General features: G+C 59.8%; 15 protein-coding genes. 5 read left to right on the forward strand and 10 right to left on the reverse strand.

Annotated elements, in window-relative coordinates:
* Positions 1–172: 172 nt before the first annotated feature.
* The 8 genes from C5L12_RS15365 to C5L12_RS15400 form a co-directional block, all read right to left on the reverse strand.
* Positions 173–1,150 (reverse strand): Bug family tripartite tricarboxylate transporter substrate binding protein, encoded by a 978-nt coding sequence (locus C5L12_RS15365; RefSeq protein ID WP_105372927.1) that lies wholly within the window; start codon positions 1,148–1,150, stop codon positions 173–175.
* A gap of 111 nt (positions 1,151–1,261) precedes the next feature.
* The gene (locus C5L12_RS15370) at positions 1,262–1,885 is read right to left on the reverse strand and encodes a nuclear transport factor 2 family protein (RefSeq protein WP_105372928.1); all 624 of its coding nucleotides are present in this window, start codon (positions 1,883–1,885) and stop codon (positions 1,262–1,264) included.
* Positions 1,886–1,942: 57 nt separating this feature from the next.
* Positions 1,943–3,448, reverse strand: a complete 1,506-nt coding sequence (locus tag C5L12_RS15375) for a tripartite tricarboxylate transporter permease (protein ID WP_105372929.1) — start codon at positions 3,446–3,448, stop codon at positions 1,943–1,945.
* A 16-nt stretch (positions 3,449–3,464) separates the two neighbouring features.
* Positions 3,465–3,917 (reverse strand): tripartite tricarboxylate transporter TctB family protein, encoded by a 453-nt coding sequence (locus C5L12_RS15380; RefSeq protein WP_157949057.1) that lies wholly within the window; start codon positions 3,915–3,917, stop codon positions 3,465–3,467.
* Between the two features lie 115 nt (positions 3,918–4,032).
* Positions 4,033–4,794 carry an SDR family NAD(P)-dependent oxidoreductase gene (locus C5L12_RS15385; RefSeq protein WP_245422922.1) on the reverse strand — a complete coding sequence of 254 codons (762 nt, stop codon included), beginning with the start codon at positions 4,792–4,794 and terminating at the stop codon, positions 4,033–4,035.
* 39 nt (positions 4,795–4,833) lie between these two features.
* The gene (locus C5L12_RS15390; RefSeq protein ID WP_245422923.1) at positions 4,834–5,607 is read right to left on the reverse strand and encodes an HpcH/HpaI aldolase family protein; all 774 of its coding nucleotides are present in this window, start codon (positions 5,605–5,607) and stop codon (positions 4,834–4,836) included.
* Positions 5,608–5,623: 16 nt separating this feature from the next.
* The gene (locus C5L12_RS15395) at positions 5,624–6,646 is read right to left on the reverse strand and encodes an NAD(P)H-quinone oxidoreductase (protein ID WP_105372932.1); all 1,023 of its coding nucleotides are present in this window, start codon (positions 6,644–6,646) and stop codon (positions 5,624–5,626) included.
* A gap of 21 nt (positions 6,647–6,667) precedes the next feature.
* The gene (locus C5L12_RS15400) at positions 6,668–7,615 is read right to left on the reverse strand and encodes a DUF6282 family protein (RefSeq protein WP_105372933.1); all 948 of its coding nucleotides are present in this window, start codon (positions 7,613–7,615) and stop codon (positions 6,668–6,670) included.
* 119 nt (positions 7,616–7,734) lie between these two features.
* Here C5L12_RS15400 and C5L12_RS15405 point away from each other — a divergent pair, with 119 nt between their 5' ends.
* Positions 7,735–8,553, forward strand: coding sequence for a helix-turn-helix domain-containing protein (locus C5L12_RS15405; RefSeq protein ID WP_105372934.1), 819 nt, complete (start codon positions 7,735–7,737; stop codon positions 8,551–8,553).
* A gap of 43 nt (positions 8,554–8,596) precedes the next feature.
* Here the strand turns inward: C5L12_RS15405 and C5L12_RS15410 are convergent, their stop codons facing one another.
* Entirely contained in the window at positions 8,597–9,493 is an 897-nt protein-coding gene (locus C5L12_RS15410) for an alpha/beta fold hydrolase (RefSeq protein WP_105372935.1), read from the reverse strand.
* A gap of 124 nt (positions 9,494–9,617) precedes the next feature.
* On the opposite strand from C5L12_RS15410, the gene C5L12_RS15415 reads away from it, so the two are divergent.
* The 4 genes from C5L12_RS15415 to C5L12_RS15430 all read left to right on the forward strand — a co-directional run bounded on the left by C5L12_RS15415 (position 9,618) and on the right by C5L12_RS15430 (position 14,105).
* Positions 9,618–10,190: a CGNR zinc finger domain-containing protein gene (locus tag C5L12_RS15415; RefSeq protein WP_105372936.1), complete on the forward strand. Its 573-nt coding sequence runs from the start codon at positions 9,618–9,620 to the stop codon at positions 10,188–10,190.
* A gap of 552 nt (positions 10,191–10,742) precedes the next feature.
* Positions 10,743–12,224, forward strand: a complete 1,482-nt coding sequence (locus C5L12_RS15420) for a lipopolysaccharide biosynthesis protein (RefSeq protein WP_105373062.1) — start codon at positions 10,743–10,745, stop codon at positions 12,222–12,224.
* A 41-nt stretch (positions 12,225–12,265) separates the two neighbouring features.
* Complete coding sequence (locus tag C5L12_RS15425) at positions 12,266–13,264, forward strand: polysaccharide pyruvyl transferase family protein (RefSeq protein WP_105372937.1); 999 nt, start codon at positions 12,266–12,268, stop codon at positions 13,262–13,264.
* 31 nt (positions 13,265–13,295) lie between these two features.
* On the forward strand, positions 13,296–14,105 hold the full coding sequence (locus tag C5L12_RS15430; protein WP_105372938.1) for a galactosyl transferase: 810 nt from the start codon (positions 13,296–13,298) through the stop codon (positions 14,103–14,105).
* A gap of 95 nt (positions 14,106–14,200) precedes the next feature.
* On the opposite strand, the gene C5L12_RS15435 is transcribed toward C5L12_RS15430, so the two are convergent.
* A complete protein-coding gene (locus C5L12_RS15435; RefSeq protein WP_157949058.1) occupies positions 14,201–15,184 on the reverse strand; it encodes a sensor histidine kinase in 984 nt (327 codons plus the stop codon).
* Positions 15,185–15,322: the final 138 nt, after the last annotated feature.

Raw genomic sequence — 15,322 nt, forward strand, 5'->3', positions numbered from 1 at the left:
CTCAATCCGAGCTGGCAAAAGCGATGCCTGCTCCCGATCCAAACCGAAAATATATCCCATGAAAATGGCCACCCCGATCCCGAGGTGGCCATCTTAACTGATTTGCCAATCGTTTCCACACAGCCTGTTTCTCCGGGGCTTCTTGTCATCCAGCTTTGGATGTTGATCAGAATCAGGTCGGCTGCACGAGACCAGCGTCTACAAGTGGCCGGATGGATTCGATTTCTTTGTCGATTGCGGCTCGCATTTCGTCCGGAGTATTGGCAATCGGAGTGAGGCCAAGCGATTTCAGCTTTTCCTGTGTCGCCGGCATGTCCGTCCATTCCTTGATAGCGCCATGGAGCGCGTCGACGATTTCGGCAGGCATGCCCTTCGGACCGACGGCACCGAACCACAAAGTCTGGTTGTAATCCTTGAACCCTTGTTCAGCGACCGTGGGCACATCCGGCATCTCACTGGCACGCTTGAGAGATGTCACAGCAAGCCCGCGAATCTTGGCGTCACGGATATGCGGCAGATAGTTCGAGGGGGCATCGAGAGCGAAATGGATATGGCCGCCAAGCAGATCCGTCAGCAGCGGCGGTGACCCCTTATAGGGGATGTGGTTGATTTCGACCCCTGCCATCTGCCCTATGATCGCCGCTGCGATATGTCCCTTCGTACCGGCGCCGGGATTGCCGATATTTACTTTGCCGGGGTTCGCCTTGGCGTAAGCAACGAGCTCCTGAAGCGACTTCGCTGGGGCAGAAGCACTCGCAGTCAGTAGCGCGGGGCTCTCGGCGACGATCGAAATCGGAGTGAAATCCACCTGAGGATCGTAAGCAAGGTTCTTCTGCACGACCTTGTTTGCCGCGATCGGCGCGCTGCCGCTTACCATGATCGTGTAACCGTCAGGCGCCGCGCGAGCGAGCTTGCCGCCGGCTAACGCCCCCGCCGCGCCGGCGTAGTTCTCCACGACGAACTGCTGGCCGAACTTGGCGGTCAAGGCATCCGCCACTAGGCGGGTGATGATGTCACTCGTGCCACCTGGGGGGTACGCCGATATTACCACACCGGATTTACTCGGCCACTTGCTCGCTGACCATGCGGTTCCGCTTGCGGCCAACAAGGATGCAGTGCCGCTGAGCACCATGAATTCGCGTCTCTTCATTGTTCTTCCTCCCACTCTTGAGTGTTAAACTAAAACAACCCGGTCACCTTTCGAACATCTGGCTTCCGTTGTTTCGCTCTATGGAATGGCCCAGACAACCAGGAACCCTTCCTACTCGCCCCCGGCCAACCAAACCTCCTCACTTGCGTGGAAGGCCGCAAGTTCATCCGGCCGGTCGTCGCCAAGCAGGTCGGGATTGACCTTCACTCCCCTTACAGTCTGGATATAGGTGAGGAACTTGTAGGAGGGCCGCATCATGTTGAGCTGCCTCCAGTCGATCGGAAGCGTTTCGGACGGGTTAACCGGCTTCATCACGTCGCGCTCGAAGAAAACGTGGAAGGACAGGAGTTTCCACACACCGCCCTCCCTGATTACGCGGGAGAAGAAGCGGCAGAACACATGAAAATCTACCTCAACATCCCCAAGCCGCGCGCGATTGAAGATCATCGCCGGGCTTTCCACCGTCGCCCGGTCTTCCGCTATTTGGGCAAAGGCCGGAAATACCCAGTGCTTGCTGTTGCCGGTATCACCCATCCATTTCCGCGTCGCCTCCACATAGACATCACCGCCATGGCCGTCATACCAACTCGTGCGGACATAGGCGTCGCGATGAAAACATTCGGCCATCACGTCGAAACGGCGCTGGTCGCGTGCAAAGCGCTCGCGCCTGACAAGGTCAAAGATTTCCTCCCGGTCGAGATGTGCACGCAAGCGAGCGTCGAGGTCTTGTGGCATAGCGTTTCCTGATGTGTTGAATGCCGATCGTGCGAAGGTGCAGGAAGCCGACGACTTTTAGTCTGCCTCCTGCAGCCCTTCCTCGCGTACTTTGCGAAAACGTGGAGATATGATCGATAGAAGCAGCAACGCTGCAACAATGAGGGTCCCAAGGCTGAGCGGACTGGTGAAGAAGACGCTGGCGTCGCCATGCGAGATCAGCAGCGCCCGGCGCAGATATTCCTCGGCCATCGGACCGAGGATCATCGCGAGGATGAGCGGCGCGGGTTCTGCGCCGACCTTCCTGAAGAAATATCCCAGCACCCCGAACAGGGCCATCATGTAAACGTCAAACACGCTGTTGTTGATGCTGTAGACGCCGATCGCCACGAAGACACAAATCATCGGGAACAGGTAGTGATACGGCACCGAAATCAGTTTGGCCCACAAGCCGACGAGCGGGAGATTCAAGAACAGCAACATCAGGTTGCCAAGCCACATGGACACCACGAGGCCCCAGAAGAGTGCCGGTTGCTGTGTCAAGATTTCCGGTCCTGGCTGCACACCCTGCACCACCAAGGCCCCGATCATCAGCGCCATGGTTGCCGTGCCGGGCAGACCGAGCGTCAGCATCGGGATGAAACATGTCTGAGCCGCCGCGTTGTTGGCCGCTTCGGGTGCAGCCACACCTTCGATCGCTCCCTTGCCGAACTCGTCGGGACGACGCGAAACCTTCTTTTCCAGCGCGTAGGCCGAGAAGGACGCAAGGAGAACCCCCGCTCCGGGCAGGACGCCGAGCAGGACGCCAATCCCAGTACCGCGAAGCACCGGCGCTATGATGCGTTTCCAGTCCTCGCGGGTCGGGAAGAGACTGCTGACGGTCGCGACGCTGGCCGGCCGGCTGCGTTCGTCCTCGAGATTAGCAAGGACATCGCCTAGGCCGAAGATGCCCGTCGCGACCACCACGAAGTTCAACCCGTCGAGCAGGTTCGGTGTGCCGAAGGTAAAACGCGCAGCGCCCGAATTAACGTCTGTTCCGATCATCCCCAGCATGACGCCGAACAGGGCCATACCCAAAGCAGTGAGCATCGACCCGCTGGCCAGCACCATCGACGTGATCAACCCAAGCACGATCAAGGAGAAATATTCCGCCGGGCCGAAAGTCAGAGCAAAACTGGCAAGCAACGGCGCCGAGACCACGATGAAAAGCGTGCCCACAGTGCCGGCGAAGAAGCTGCCGATCGCCGCTGCTGCAAGAGCACGGCCCGCCTTGCCCTGTTTGGCCATTGCATGGCCATCAAGCGTGGTTACGACCGAGGAAGCCTCGCCCGGAAGGTTCATCAGGATCGCGGTTGTCGACCCGCCATATTGCGATCCATAGAAAATGCCGGCCAGCATGATCAGTGCAGTATCGACGGGAAGTCCGAAAGTGAAGGGCAGAAGCATGGAGATTGTCGCGACCGGCCCCAGTCCGGGCAACACGCCGACAGTCGTGCCGAGCAAAACCCCAAGGAAGCAATAGAGAAAATTACTAAACGTCGTGGCAGTCGAGAAGCCCAGCAGAAGTCCGTTGAAGATATCCATGTTGGAACCACAAGTCCTATTCGTGTAGCCAGGTGCCGAGCACCGGAATCGGCAACCCGATCAGTTCGATGAAGAGCACGGTACACAGTCCGGTGAAGGCCAGCGCTCCGACTGCCGACTTCAACTCAATGTGAAACTTGACGCTCGTCACGGCGCATAGGACGAGGAGCAGCAGCACGGCTGGCAGGAAGCCAAGCGGCTCGATCGCTAAACCGAAGACAACGATCGCTGCAGGCACCATGATTAGCGCCTTCCAGTTGATCGCAGACAAGACTTCAACTGATCCGGAAACCGACCGGACAAGAACGCCGATACCGGTCGCGACAAGAAGGCCTGATACGATGACGGGAAAAAAGCCTGGCCCCATGCGGCCTGCCGTGCCGAATGGATACTGGACTGCAATCCCCAGCACGACACAGCCGGTCACTGCAAAAAAAAGCCCTAATATACTATCTCGACTGATCTTCATCGGCATCCTCCCCAGAAGACTCGGAGTTTGAGAGCAGTACAGGACCGGGCGCCGGTGGCAACGTAATCTCCTCGGCGTTTCGCCTGACGGCCCTGGCACTGGCTCGAAACGCTCCTTATAGATGCCGGCCTTCATCCACCGGCACAATGATCCCGGTGGAACTCGTCAGGTTAACGATACAGGCAATCACCGCGCGCGCCACGTCGTCGGGTGTCGTCACCCGCCCCAGCGGCAGTTTTTCTGCGACCTTTTCGAGCTGCTCGCGGCTGCGGTTGGGCACGAAATCGGTGTCGACACCTGCAGGCGATACCGAAAACACCCTCACTTTCGGCGCCAGCACCTTGGCAAGCGCAATCGTCAGTGAATCAAGCCCACCCTTTGCCGCAAGATAGGCGAGGCTGCTTCCGATCCCCGTGCGCGCAGCAATCGAGGAAAGATTAACGATGGAAGCGTTGTCGCCCTGTTCCAGCAGCGGCCGAAACGCACGGATCACTGCGAATGGGCCGCGGAGGTTAAGCATAACCGTGCGGTCGAATATGTCGTCTGTAAGACCCTCTAGGTCAGCGGCGGGAACCGGCGTCGTCGCACCACCGCAGTTGACGAGCGTATCGATCTTCCCAAATCGGTCGCCTACGGCAGCAGCAGCGTCGGCGATTGATGCGGGATCATCGATCGAGATGCGCATGGCGATGTGGCCCGTTCCTTTGAGGCTGCCTACCACGTCGTTGGCGGCATCCGCCCGGCTGTTGTAGCCGACGACGACGGTTGAACCCAGCTCCGCCAGGCGGGCTGCTGTAGCCTTGCCGATACCGCTGCTTCCTCCTGTGACAACGGCCACTTCGGGTACCGTGGCCATGGGGATATCGATTGCAGTCACATCTCTCTCCGATCGAATGCTCATTTGTTAAACGCTGAATCAGTCTGAGAAGTCTTTGATCGTCTTGGCCGCGGCGGAGCGGATGAAGCCATGATCGCTTGAGAGCAACAAGGCGCTTGCCCCGAGACCTTTCGCAAATTCAAAATCGTCTCTGGTCGTCGGCAACATCAAGAGCGGAACGCCGGCCTCTCGGGCTGCGGCAGCGACTTTCCTGCTGATCTCCGCAACCTTGCTGCCGGCATCCGGATCGTTCCCGAACGAAGCGGTGAGATCGCCCCGACCGATGAATAGCGCATCCACTCCATCGACTCGGGCGATTGCTTCCGCGTGCTCGATCGCATCCTGATCTTCGATCATGACGATGCAGGCAACCTGCCTGTCCTGCGCCTTCATGTGCTGCGCGCCGGCGACACTGCCCCAGGTGCTGGCGCGCGTCAGGCCGGCAAAGCCCCGAGTGCCCCCCGCATAACGGCAGCTTTGGGCAACAGCCTCAGCTTTTTCGACCGAATTGACATGCGGAACCATGATTCCCATGGCTCCGCAGTCCAGCGCCGAAAGGATGGTCGCGGCACTGAATTCGGCAATGCGGACCAGAGGCGCGATGTTGGATGCGCGGGCCGCAAGGATCATCAGATCGGTGATGCCGCGATCCAGCGGCGCGTGCTCCTGGTCGATGACGACGAAATCGTAGCCAAGCGGCCCGAGCATTTCGACCACCTGGGTCGTCGGCAGCTTCAGGAAGGTTCCCAGCATCCGCTCACGGGCAAGAAGACGCTCACGGAACATGGTGAAGCTCGGTCGTTGATCGGTCATCTTTGTCTCTCGCTTTCTAGAATGGCTGCATTGGTCCGGGCACAGTGGTCGCAATCGCCGGATCGAGGACCAGCACGACTTTGCCGATCTGCCGGTTCTCGTCGAGAATGGCGTGAGCGTCCTCCACCTGATGAAACTGTACAGCCTGGTGAATGTGCGTCTTGATGCGCCCATCCTCAATCAGCGGCCAGACCTGCGCGACAAGCTCGCGCGCCAGCCGACCTTTGTAATCCGCTGTTCGAGGCCTCAGGGTTGAGCCCGCGATAGTCAGGCGGCGGCGAACCAGCGACCTTACATTGACCTCTGCCGTTTCGCCCTCGTGGCTTGCAATGAAGACCAGGCGCCCATCCATCTTGAGCAGGTCAAGCTGCCGCTGAGTCTTCGGACCTGCCTGTCCATCCAGGATGACGTCGACGCCCGCGCCGCCGGTATGTTTGCGAATTTCGTCGTCCCAGGCTCCCCTGTAGTCGACTGCTACTTTTGCACCGACAGACAGACAGACGTCGCGCTTCTCCGGGCTGCCTGCCGTTGCAAAAACTGTCGCTTGCCGCAAATGCCGAGCGATCTGGATTCCGGCCATCCCGACGCCGCTTGCACCTCCCTGGATCAGTAGCGTTTCTCCATCGGCAAGATGCGCCAGCCAGATCAGGTTGTTCCAGGCGGTGAAGAATACCTCCGGAAGCGAAGCACCTTCAATAAAGTTGAGCCCACGCGGAATTGGCATGCATTGGACCGCCGGCGCCAAGCAATATTGCGCATATCCCCCGCCATTGACCAATGCGCAGACTGGAGCCCCGACCCTCAGCGTCTTCACGCCCGCACCAACCTCTTCGACGAAGCCCGCAGCATCGAGACCAGGGATATCGGACGCGCCTGGCGGTGGCGGATAAAGCCCGCGCCGCTGTTGGACATCCGGCCGATTGACGCCTGCCGCGACCACCCGGATCAGCACCTCGCCGGGACCGGGACGGGGCCGTTGCCGTTCGACAATCCGGAGAACCTCCGGACCACCCGGCCTTTCGATCTCAACAACTTTCACCGGCTCGTATCCGCTGTCGTGTCAATCGGACAGGCCGACCAGACGCGCAGGATTGTCGGCCACCATGGTCCGCACCTCGACCTCAGTGAAACCGAGTGCGAGGCAGAGCTTGATGGCCTGCCTCATGCCTTCGACAGGCGTCGGATTGTCCACCTGCCCGAGGTCGGAGCCGATCGAGGAGCGAGCGACGCCGGCAGCCAAGATGTGCTCCTTTAGCTCCTGCGGGCTGTATACGTTGAAGCGGCTGTCGACATACATGCCGGCGGACTGTTCGACCAGTGCGCCCATAGCTGCCAGGTCGCGGATATCGTCATAGGTGAAGTGCAGGCCGTACATCGGGTGATTTATGAGCAGGCGCTTGACTCCTCGCTTCTTCGCCTCCTCAAACAGTCGCCAGATCTCCCAGACATGCAAATGACCGGACGACAGAATGGCATCAAATTCGGCGATCATGTCGAGGATCTGCTTCACCTCGTCCAGGATGTTGCCGTAGCCATCGACCACGCTCAGTGCCGGCGAGCTCCTCAATTCCACGTTTGAAGCCAGCCGAACCTTCCGGTGGGCGCTTCTGATATGATTGGCAGCCTGCGCCGTCGGCATCCAGATGAGCTTTGCGCCCATCTTCAACTGAGCGTCCACGACGAATGGGTTGAAGCCCCCTGTCGAATTGTTGAGCACGAGGCCGCTATACATGGCAAGGCCTCGATCCCCGAGAACTCGCTCCATCAGGGGAATGAAGGGCGCTACGGAGTAATGGTGGTCCTTGAACAGCAGGCCGCGCATTCCGGCTGCCGCCGCTTCTTCGGCCGCTTGCAAGTGATCTAGCTGCCGCGGCATTGTCGAAGGACCCGAATGCACGTGGAGATCCAGTGCGCCGCGTAAGAGGCTGGCCGCCAGCGCCTCGTCAACGCCCGCTATCAGCTTGCGCACTTCCTCGCGATTGCGTTTCGAATCATCTGCTGTCGCCATGAAACCCTCCTCTGCGTATCTAAGGAAGCCTTAAAGCTTGACTTGGTTCACCGACAACCTATCGTCGTCAGCGTTTCGCGAGCCGAAATATACCCGCAGGATGTCTGGGAGGAGGACCCATGACCATTCGAGCCATCGAGCGCGCAATGAACGTGCTCCAGGAATTGAATCAGCAGCCGATCAACACGATCGCGCAGCTCCATGCCCGCACGAAACTGCCCAAGCCGACCCTTGTACGCATCCTTCGAACACTCGAGGAGGCCGGCTATGTCGAGAACGACACGCGTCAGGGTGGTTATCAGGTGAGCGCTCTGGTTACATCGCTGAGCTCCGGCTTCCACAAGGGGCCGCTGGTCGTGGAGGCTGGCCGAGCCTGGGCGATCGCAATCACTCGCAAGCACAAGTGGCCGGTCGCCATCGCCTTGCCTGACTATGACGGAATGATCATCCGCTTCAGCACGGTTCCAGACAGCCTTGTTTCGCCGTTCCACAGCACGGTGAACAAGCGCCTGTGCATGCTCACGCGCGGGTTGGGCCTTGCTTATCTAGCCTTTCTCGATTCTGAAGATCGCGACGTCATGATCGATATTTTGCAGAAGTCGGAGAACCCGGAGAATGCACTAAGCCATCATCGCGATGAACTTCTGCGCGTGCTCAGGCAAGTGCGGAAGAACGGTTATGCGACCCGTTCCTCGACTGTCGAACCACGAAACTCCGATACAATCGCCGTTCCGATCATCGCCAAGGATGGAAGAGTTCTCGCGAGCCTCGGCCTCACCTATTTCAAGTCCGCATTTGATTCGAACCAGGAGCCCCGTGAGCGCTATGTTCCTGTTCTCAGATCGGCAGCAACTGCCATTTCGGAGGACTTGGCCCGGTTGTCGAACAGCATGGCCATCGAAGTGAGTTCGTCGGGCGAGGCCGAAGCACTAGGATGAGCACCGACCGGGATGCCGTGATACGGTCGCGGCGCGGTAGGCGTTAATCCCTGAGGCGGGTTGCGCTTCTCTCTCGTGTTTGCTTGATGAACCCCGTCATGAAGGCTGCTGCCGGCTCGGGGTGAGTTTCGAGGAGAAAGTGTCCGCCGTCGAGGATGTGCGCTTCCATGCGTGGAAGGTCCTGTATCCAGGAGAGCGTTTCGGCGATGTCGAAAAAGGCGTCATGGCGGCCCCAGATCATCAGCGCCGGCGGCTGCCACTGCTTGAGATACGCGCCGATCGCATCGAAGCGGGCGACGTATTTGCCGTAGTCCGCAAGCAGGGTGCGCTGCATCTCCATGCGGCCGGGCAGGTTCAGCACCCTCCAATCCTCGACCCAGGGCTCGCCCTTGATTTTGGCGACGACCTCTGCCGGCACGTCGCGCGTATACTGGTCGCGCGTGCCTTCATAGGTGAGAAACGTGGTCGCCCTGGCCTTGTTTTCCGGGGTTGGATCGGACCAGTACGCGAATGTCGCCTCCCATTGCGGCGCAAATCCGCTCCGGTGCGCATTGGCGTTCTGAATGATGAGGCCTTCCACCAGCTCAGGCGATTGCATGGCGATCGACAATCCGACAGGCGCACCCCAATCATGCAGGTAGATGAAACGCTGCCCCACCGCGAGATGGCGCAACAGCTCGCCGATGGCGTCGCTGAGCGCTGCAAACGACGGCGCGGGAAGCGGATCGGATTCCCCGTATCCGGGCAGATCGGGCGCGATCACATGGGCGGCGCGCGACAGCGGAAGGATCACGTCACGGAACGTGGCCGATGAGCTTGCATAACCGTGCAGCAGCAATAGTCCGGGGTAGGAGGGATCGCCCGCCGTGACGTAGGCGAGCTCGCCTCCCCCGGATAGACCCAATCGGCGCCGGGCAATTTTGTCAGACTGGGTTTGCATGATTCGCTCCTGAGTTTGCCGTTGTCGTTGAAACCTGATAATTTGATTTATACGGTTACGTGGTTGTAACCGTATAACTAGCTTTAAGAGGTTACGTTCCCTGTCGAGCGATCACACGGCCTGGGTGCCGGAGCACTTCATAGGCGGTCACCCCGCTCTGGACCTTTCGAACGCGGTCTATGACCGGCGCGCGCCACCGCCGGACAATGAACTTTTTAAGTCCTGCCGGGACGTCGGGACGTGGCTCCTTGCGGCGGGCCTGGCAGACGAGCGTGGAGCAGCAGCGGTCGCCGAGATATGGGATCGGAATTTCCTCGACAGCGTTCGTGAGATACGGGAATCGTCGTACGAGGTCTTCGACGCGATCACCTCGGATGAGGAGATACCCGCGCAGCCGCTTGGCCTTTTGTTCTCAGGCGCAGCGCAGGGCCTCGGAGCCCAGCCGGTCGGGTGGAAGGCGGAAAGGCCCGCTTTGGCCTCCAATCAATGGCAAGATCCGGCCCTTGTGACCGCATTCCTCGCCTGCCTGTCGATCGAGGCATTCTTTACGCTGCCGCGCACAAGGCTGCATGCATGCCCACGATGTGGATGGCTGTTCATAGACACGTCGCGAGGCGGGAAGCGCCGCTGGTGCAACATGCGGATTTGCGGAAATCGCGAAAAGATATCCCGCCACAGGGGGCATGTGGGATCTTGACCGGCGGCATTCTGTTAAAGCGCAAGGCCCGGATCCAGGTCGCCCGCCGCCAATACCGACATAGCTTATGCACGGCCAAATCATAGCGTGCCAATCGCTCTGAACCGAGGCGGCTCGGGCGCCTCTAAAGACATGGCCTCGCTGAACCGACGCAGCGTGACGGAACGTCGTCATCCCGCCATTCGGACCGCAGCCGCGCCACACCGCCTCCGCACTTGCCCGCGGCCTTCCACAAAACCAACATTATTCGCAGCCAAGTAGTTGATGAAGGACCTCTGGCCGTGGCTTTGGGCTCCGCTATATCACCCGCCGGAGGGGGCGGTCGTCGTCAGTCACGGAAGTCGTGGCAATTCCATCAGGGAGGAGAGTGCAGATAGGGGGCTCAATGAGCGTAGTGCCCAATAGGCAACCCGTGTCTTTCGGACGCGGCTCACCCGGAAAAGCTTTCGCTTGGCGCGAGCGACGTCGACCGCTTATGGCCGCCTCGCGTAGCTGTCGGCCTGCGGCGGTTCCGGATGAGCCATGCCCGACATTGCATCGAAGGGGCCTGCCATGAGCATCGCTGATCGGTTGGTGACGGGAAGTCTCTGGGTCACCCTCTCGAGGGTCATCGTCAATGGATTGTCGACCCTCAGCACCATTATCCTGGCCTGGTATCTATTGCCTTCGGATTTTGGCGTGGTGGCGCTTGCGACAACCATGCTCGCCATCGTCACGACGGTTACCGAGCTTTCCCTCGGCGAAGCGCTGATCCGGCACGAAGATCCCGGAGAATCCCATTTCAGCGCCGCATGGACATTGGCTGCGACCCGCGGCCTGATATTGTGCCTTCTCTTCGCCGCATTCGCCTATCCGGCCTCCGTCCTTTACGAGGAGCCGCGCCTGTTCGGGGTCCTGCTCGCGCTCAGCCTCAGCCTGCTGATCAACGGGCTTGCCAATCCGCGCAGGATCATGCTCCAGCGGGAGCTGATCTTCTGGCAAGAATTCGTACTGAATGTCGCCCAGAAAGTTGCCGGATTCGTCGCGACCGTCGCCATAGCCGTCATCTACCACAGCTACTGGGCGCTTGTGGTCGGCACTCTGGTCATGCAGGCGACGAACGTCCTGACGTCATACCTTGTGATGCCCTTCCGCCCCCGCCTCACCTTCTCCCATATGCGGGAGTTCTTTTCGTTTTCCCTCTGGATTACCGCCGGGCAGATCGTCAATACGCTCAATTGGCGTTTCGACTACCTGCTCATCGGCAAGCTGCTGGACGGCTCCGCGCTCGGCTATTATTCGCTCGGCGGCCAGCTCGCCATGACGCCGACGCGCGAGGCGACGGCGCCGCTGACGGCGACCATCTATCCCGGTTTCGCCAATGTCCGCCACGACCCCCATCGTCTGGCGGCAGCCTATCAGCGGGCGCAGGCGCTGCTGACGGCCGTTGCCTTGCCTGCCGGCATAGGAATGGCGGTCGTTGCCGACCCCCTCGTCCGGCTCGTTCTCGGAGAAAAGTGGCTTCCCGTCATCTTCATCATCCAAGCGCTCTCGTCCGTTTACGCCCTGCAGACGCTGGGCTCGCTCAACCAGCCGCTCGGCATGGCTCTCGGCCACACCCGCACCCTGTTCATCCGCGATACCCAGATGCTTCTGGTGCGGGTTCCAGTGATCACCGTCGGCCTAGTCTTCTGGGGCCTGCCGGGGCTGATCGTCAGCCGGGTGCTCACCGGTCTCTTCAGCGCTTTCGTCAACATGATCATCGTCAAACGCTTCATCAATGTTCCGGTGACGGCACAACTGTGGGCGAATTTCCGGGCGCTCGCGAGCTCGGCCATCATGGCGGCAGGCGTCTTGCTTGCTCACCGCCAGATGGGGGTTGAGACCACCTCGACGGCGCTGGCTCTGCAGCTCGCCATCCTCATTTGCCTTGGAGGCGTTCTCTATTGCACCTCCAGTATCCTTCTTTGGCTGGTCATGGACCGTCCAAACGGTCCCGAGACCGAAATACGAAGAATCGCCTCCAAGGTGATTTCCAAAGTCAGCCACGCCTGATCAGAGGCCTGTTTAATTACAACTTTCGAAAGAGAGGTACGATGCCCGCGGTACAGCAATCCGAACTCATCACCAGGCTCCAGAACAGAACGCACGATTGCCTGAAGCAATTCGTCAAGCCCGATGAACCTTTGGCGATACTGGATTTTCCCGACATCAAGAACTGCGGAGATTCCGCGATCTGGCTGGGGGAAATGGCTTATTTGAAGGATCGCTACGCAAAGCGGCCCTCCTACGTCTGCACGACCGACGATTTTTCACCGGACGAACTCAAGAGCGCGGCCCCAAGCGGTCCGATCTTCATTCACGGGGGCGGCAATTTCGGCGACGTTTGGGTCTTCCACCAGGATTTCCGGGAGCGGGTGATGGAGCTGTTTCCGAACCGGCAGATCGTCCAGTTTCCGCAGTCGATTCACTACAAGTCTCCGGAACGGCTGGAGCAGAGCAAGCGCGCGATCGGCAGGCACGGCAACTTCGTGCTCTTGGTGCGGGACGAGGAGTCGTTTCAGTTCGCCAAGGAAAATTTCGATTGCCAGGTGCATCTGTGCCCGGACATGGCATTTTGCATCGGCAGTATAGAGCCCGACACGCCGCAATTCCCCGTCCTTGCAATGCTCCGCCAGGATAAGGAACAGGTCGGGACGGTCGATTTTTCCGCCTATCCCGACATCCCGAAGGAAGACTGGATTACCGAGAACCGTTCGAAGGTGCGCGTCGCAAAGGCGCTCGGCGCGGCATCCGCACTGCTGCATCTCAGTCCCTCGGAAGTACGGCTGCGCAAACTGGATGCCGCGGCCAACAACCGCTTCCAGCGCGGTATCCGGCAGATCTCCCGCGGCAAGGCTATCGTGACCGACCGCCTGCACGTGCATATCTGCTCTCTCCTGATCGGACGCCGCCATGCCGTACTCGACAACAATTACGGCAAGATCCGGCGCTTCATGAATGCTTTTTCGGGAGGCACGGATCTCTCTTACAAGGCAACCTCGCTCGACGACGGCATCCGATGGGCAAGGGAACAGGCGGGTGTCGCAGCGTGACCCAGCCCAAAGACAACGACCGGAGGCCGTCATGACCGTAGTAACGTTCATCATCCCCGTGAGGCACCAGAAAAATGCGCGCGACTGGGGCCTGCTGAAGAAAAATCTGACGCAGACCGTCGCCTCGATTTCCAATCAAACCAGCCCTGACTGGCGAGGAGTGATCGTCGCCAACAGAGGCGCTGATCTTCCCGCGCTGCCGGACAAATTCTCGGTGACCTGGGTGGATTTTCCGCCGAACGACATCCATGATCGCGGCAATGCGACCCAGGAAGAATTTCTCGATTCCTTCCGCGCCGACAAGGGCCGGCGCGTGCTTGCAGGCATGCTCGATGCCAGAGACAGCCGTTTCTTCATGATCGTCGACGACGACGATTTTGTAAGCGCCCGGATTGTCGAGTATGTGTCGCAGCATCATAACGAGAACGGCTGGACGATCGACAAGGGCTATATCTGGGACGACGGCGGCAGTCTTTTGTTGGGTCGGGACCAGTTCAGCCACTATTGCGGAACATCGCTGATCATCCGCTCGGATCTCTACGGGCTGCCGCCGAGCGCAGAAGATGCTTCCCTCGAATGGATCAAGGATATGCTCGGCAGCCATGTCCGCATAGCGCCAGCTTTGGCTGCGCGCGGAACACCATTGAAATCACTGCCATTCCCGGGTGCGGTCTATCGCGTCGCGCACAAGGGATCGCACAGCAAGGCGCCCAGTCTTATCGAGATGTATTTCCTGAACAGGAGCGCTCTGAAGCGGCCTGTCAATATTCTGAGGAACCTTGCGCGGCTGCGGCTTCTGTCGGTTGAACACAAAAGAGAGTTCTTCGGGCTTTCGAAATAGGTCATTTGGGGCTGGCGATCCCGAAACGCGGCTTCGCTTTCGGGATCGCCGTGCAATTGACGATCAACGGCGGTACACGGAGGCACACCCGCCGTTCAGGCGGAGAGCCGCGCCTCGGGCGGCGCCTCGTCGTAATGTATGCGCAGACAGCTTCGCACGCCTTCGGGTGCAAATACCGTCTCCACCTCGCCCATTCCTCCCGATAGAGCGGCAGGAATGAGCTTGCTCCCGAACCCCTGGCGCTCGGGCTGGGTGACCGAAGGGCCGTTGCTTTCGGTCCAGTGGATCTCGACGAGCTGCGGCAGCATCTTCCATTCCACGCTGACAATTCCCTCCGGCACCGAGAGAGCGCCGTATTTGGCGGCATTGGTGGCGAGTTCGTGGATGATCAAACCGATCCGCGGCGTAATGGCTTCATGCAGCTGAACGCTCGGTCCGGAGAAGCGAAACCGCTCGGGACCATAGGGCGAGAGCAGAACCCGAAGGAGCGCGTGCAGATCGGGCGGCGCGCCGGCGCTGCCGGAAGAAATGCGATGCGACTGCGACAGCGCCGAGAGGCGGCCTTCGAACAGCGGCATAAAGCGTTCCGGCTCCTTGGTATTGCGCCATGTCAGCTGGGCAATGGACAGAACGAGCTGCATGATGTTCGAAACGCGATGGCGCATTTCGCGCGCCATGATTTCGGCTTCCCTTTCGGCGGCCTGCTGAGCCTGAATAGCCTGCTGAAGCGCGTGGATGATGGTGACCATCAAGCCGCCGAATACGACGAACATGACGGTCGCCGCCATCGTGCCCGCCCAGGCGCCACCGGTGGTAGCGCCGGCCAAAGCGAAAGAAGCGGCCGCGACAATCACCAGGGCGCCGGCCCACGGGCCTCCCCAGGCTGCAGACACCACGATCAGCGGGTAAAAGGTAAGAAATGGCGCACCGGTCAGCCATATCGAAAGAAAAGCGCGAATGGCGAAACCGATGAGCAGGCATGCAAAAGCGACGGCCAGCCCGCGTTTCCATGATGGCGGTTCTTCCGGCAGCAAACGCTTCCATAACTCTCCGCCAGCCCAGACTCGCTTGCGCTCCATCAAATTCCCCTCTGCCGGCCGCATCTGCGACGATAATCCCTGTCCCGAGCAAATCATCGTCAGACAATGCTGACGCAGCATAGACAGAAGTTCTAGATCGCGCATCCCCCGATCCACAAGATCAACAGCAACCAGCCG

The organism is Neorhizobium huautlense (genome assembly GCF_002968575.1).
Classification (GTDB): Bacteria; Pseudomonadota; Alphaproteobacteria; order Rhizobiales; family Rhizobiaceae; genus Neorhizobium; species Neorhizobium huautlense.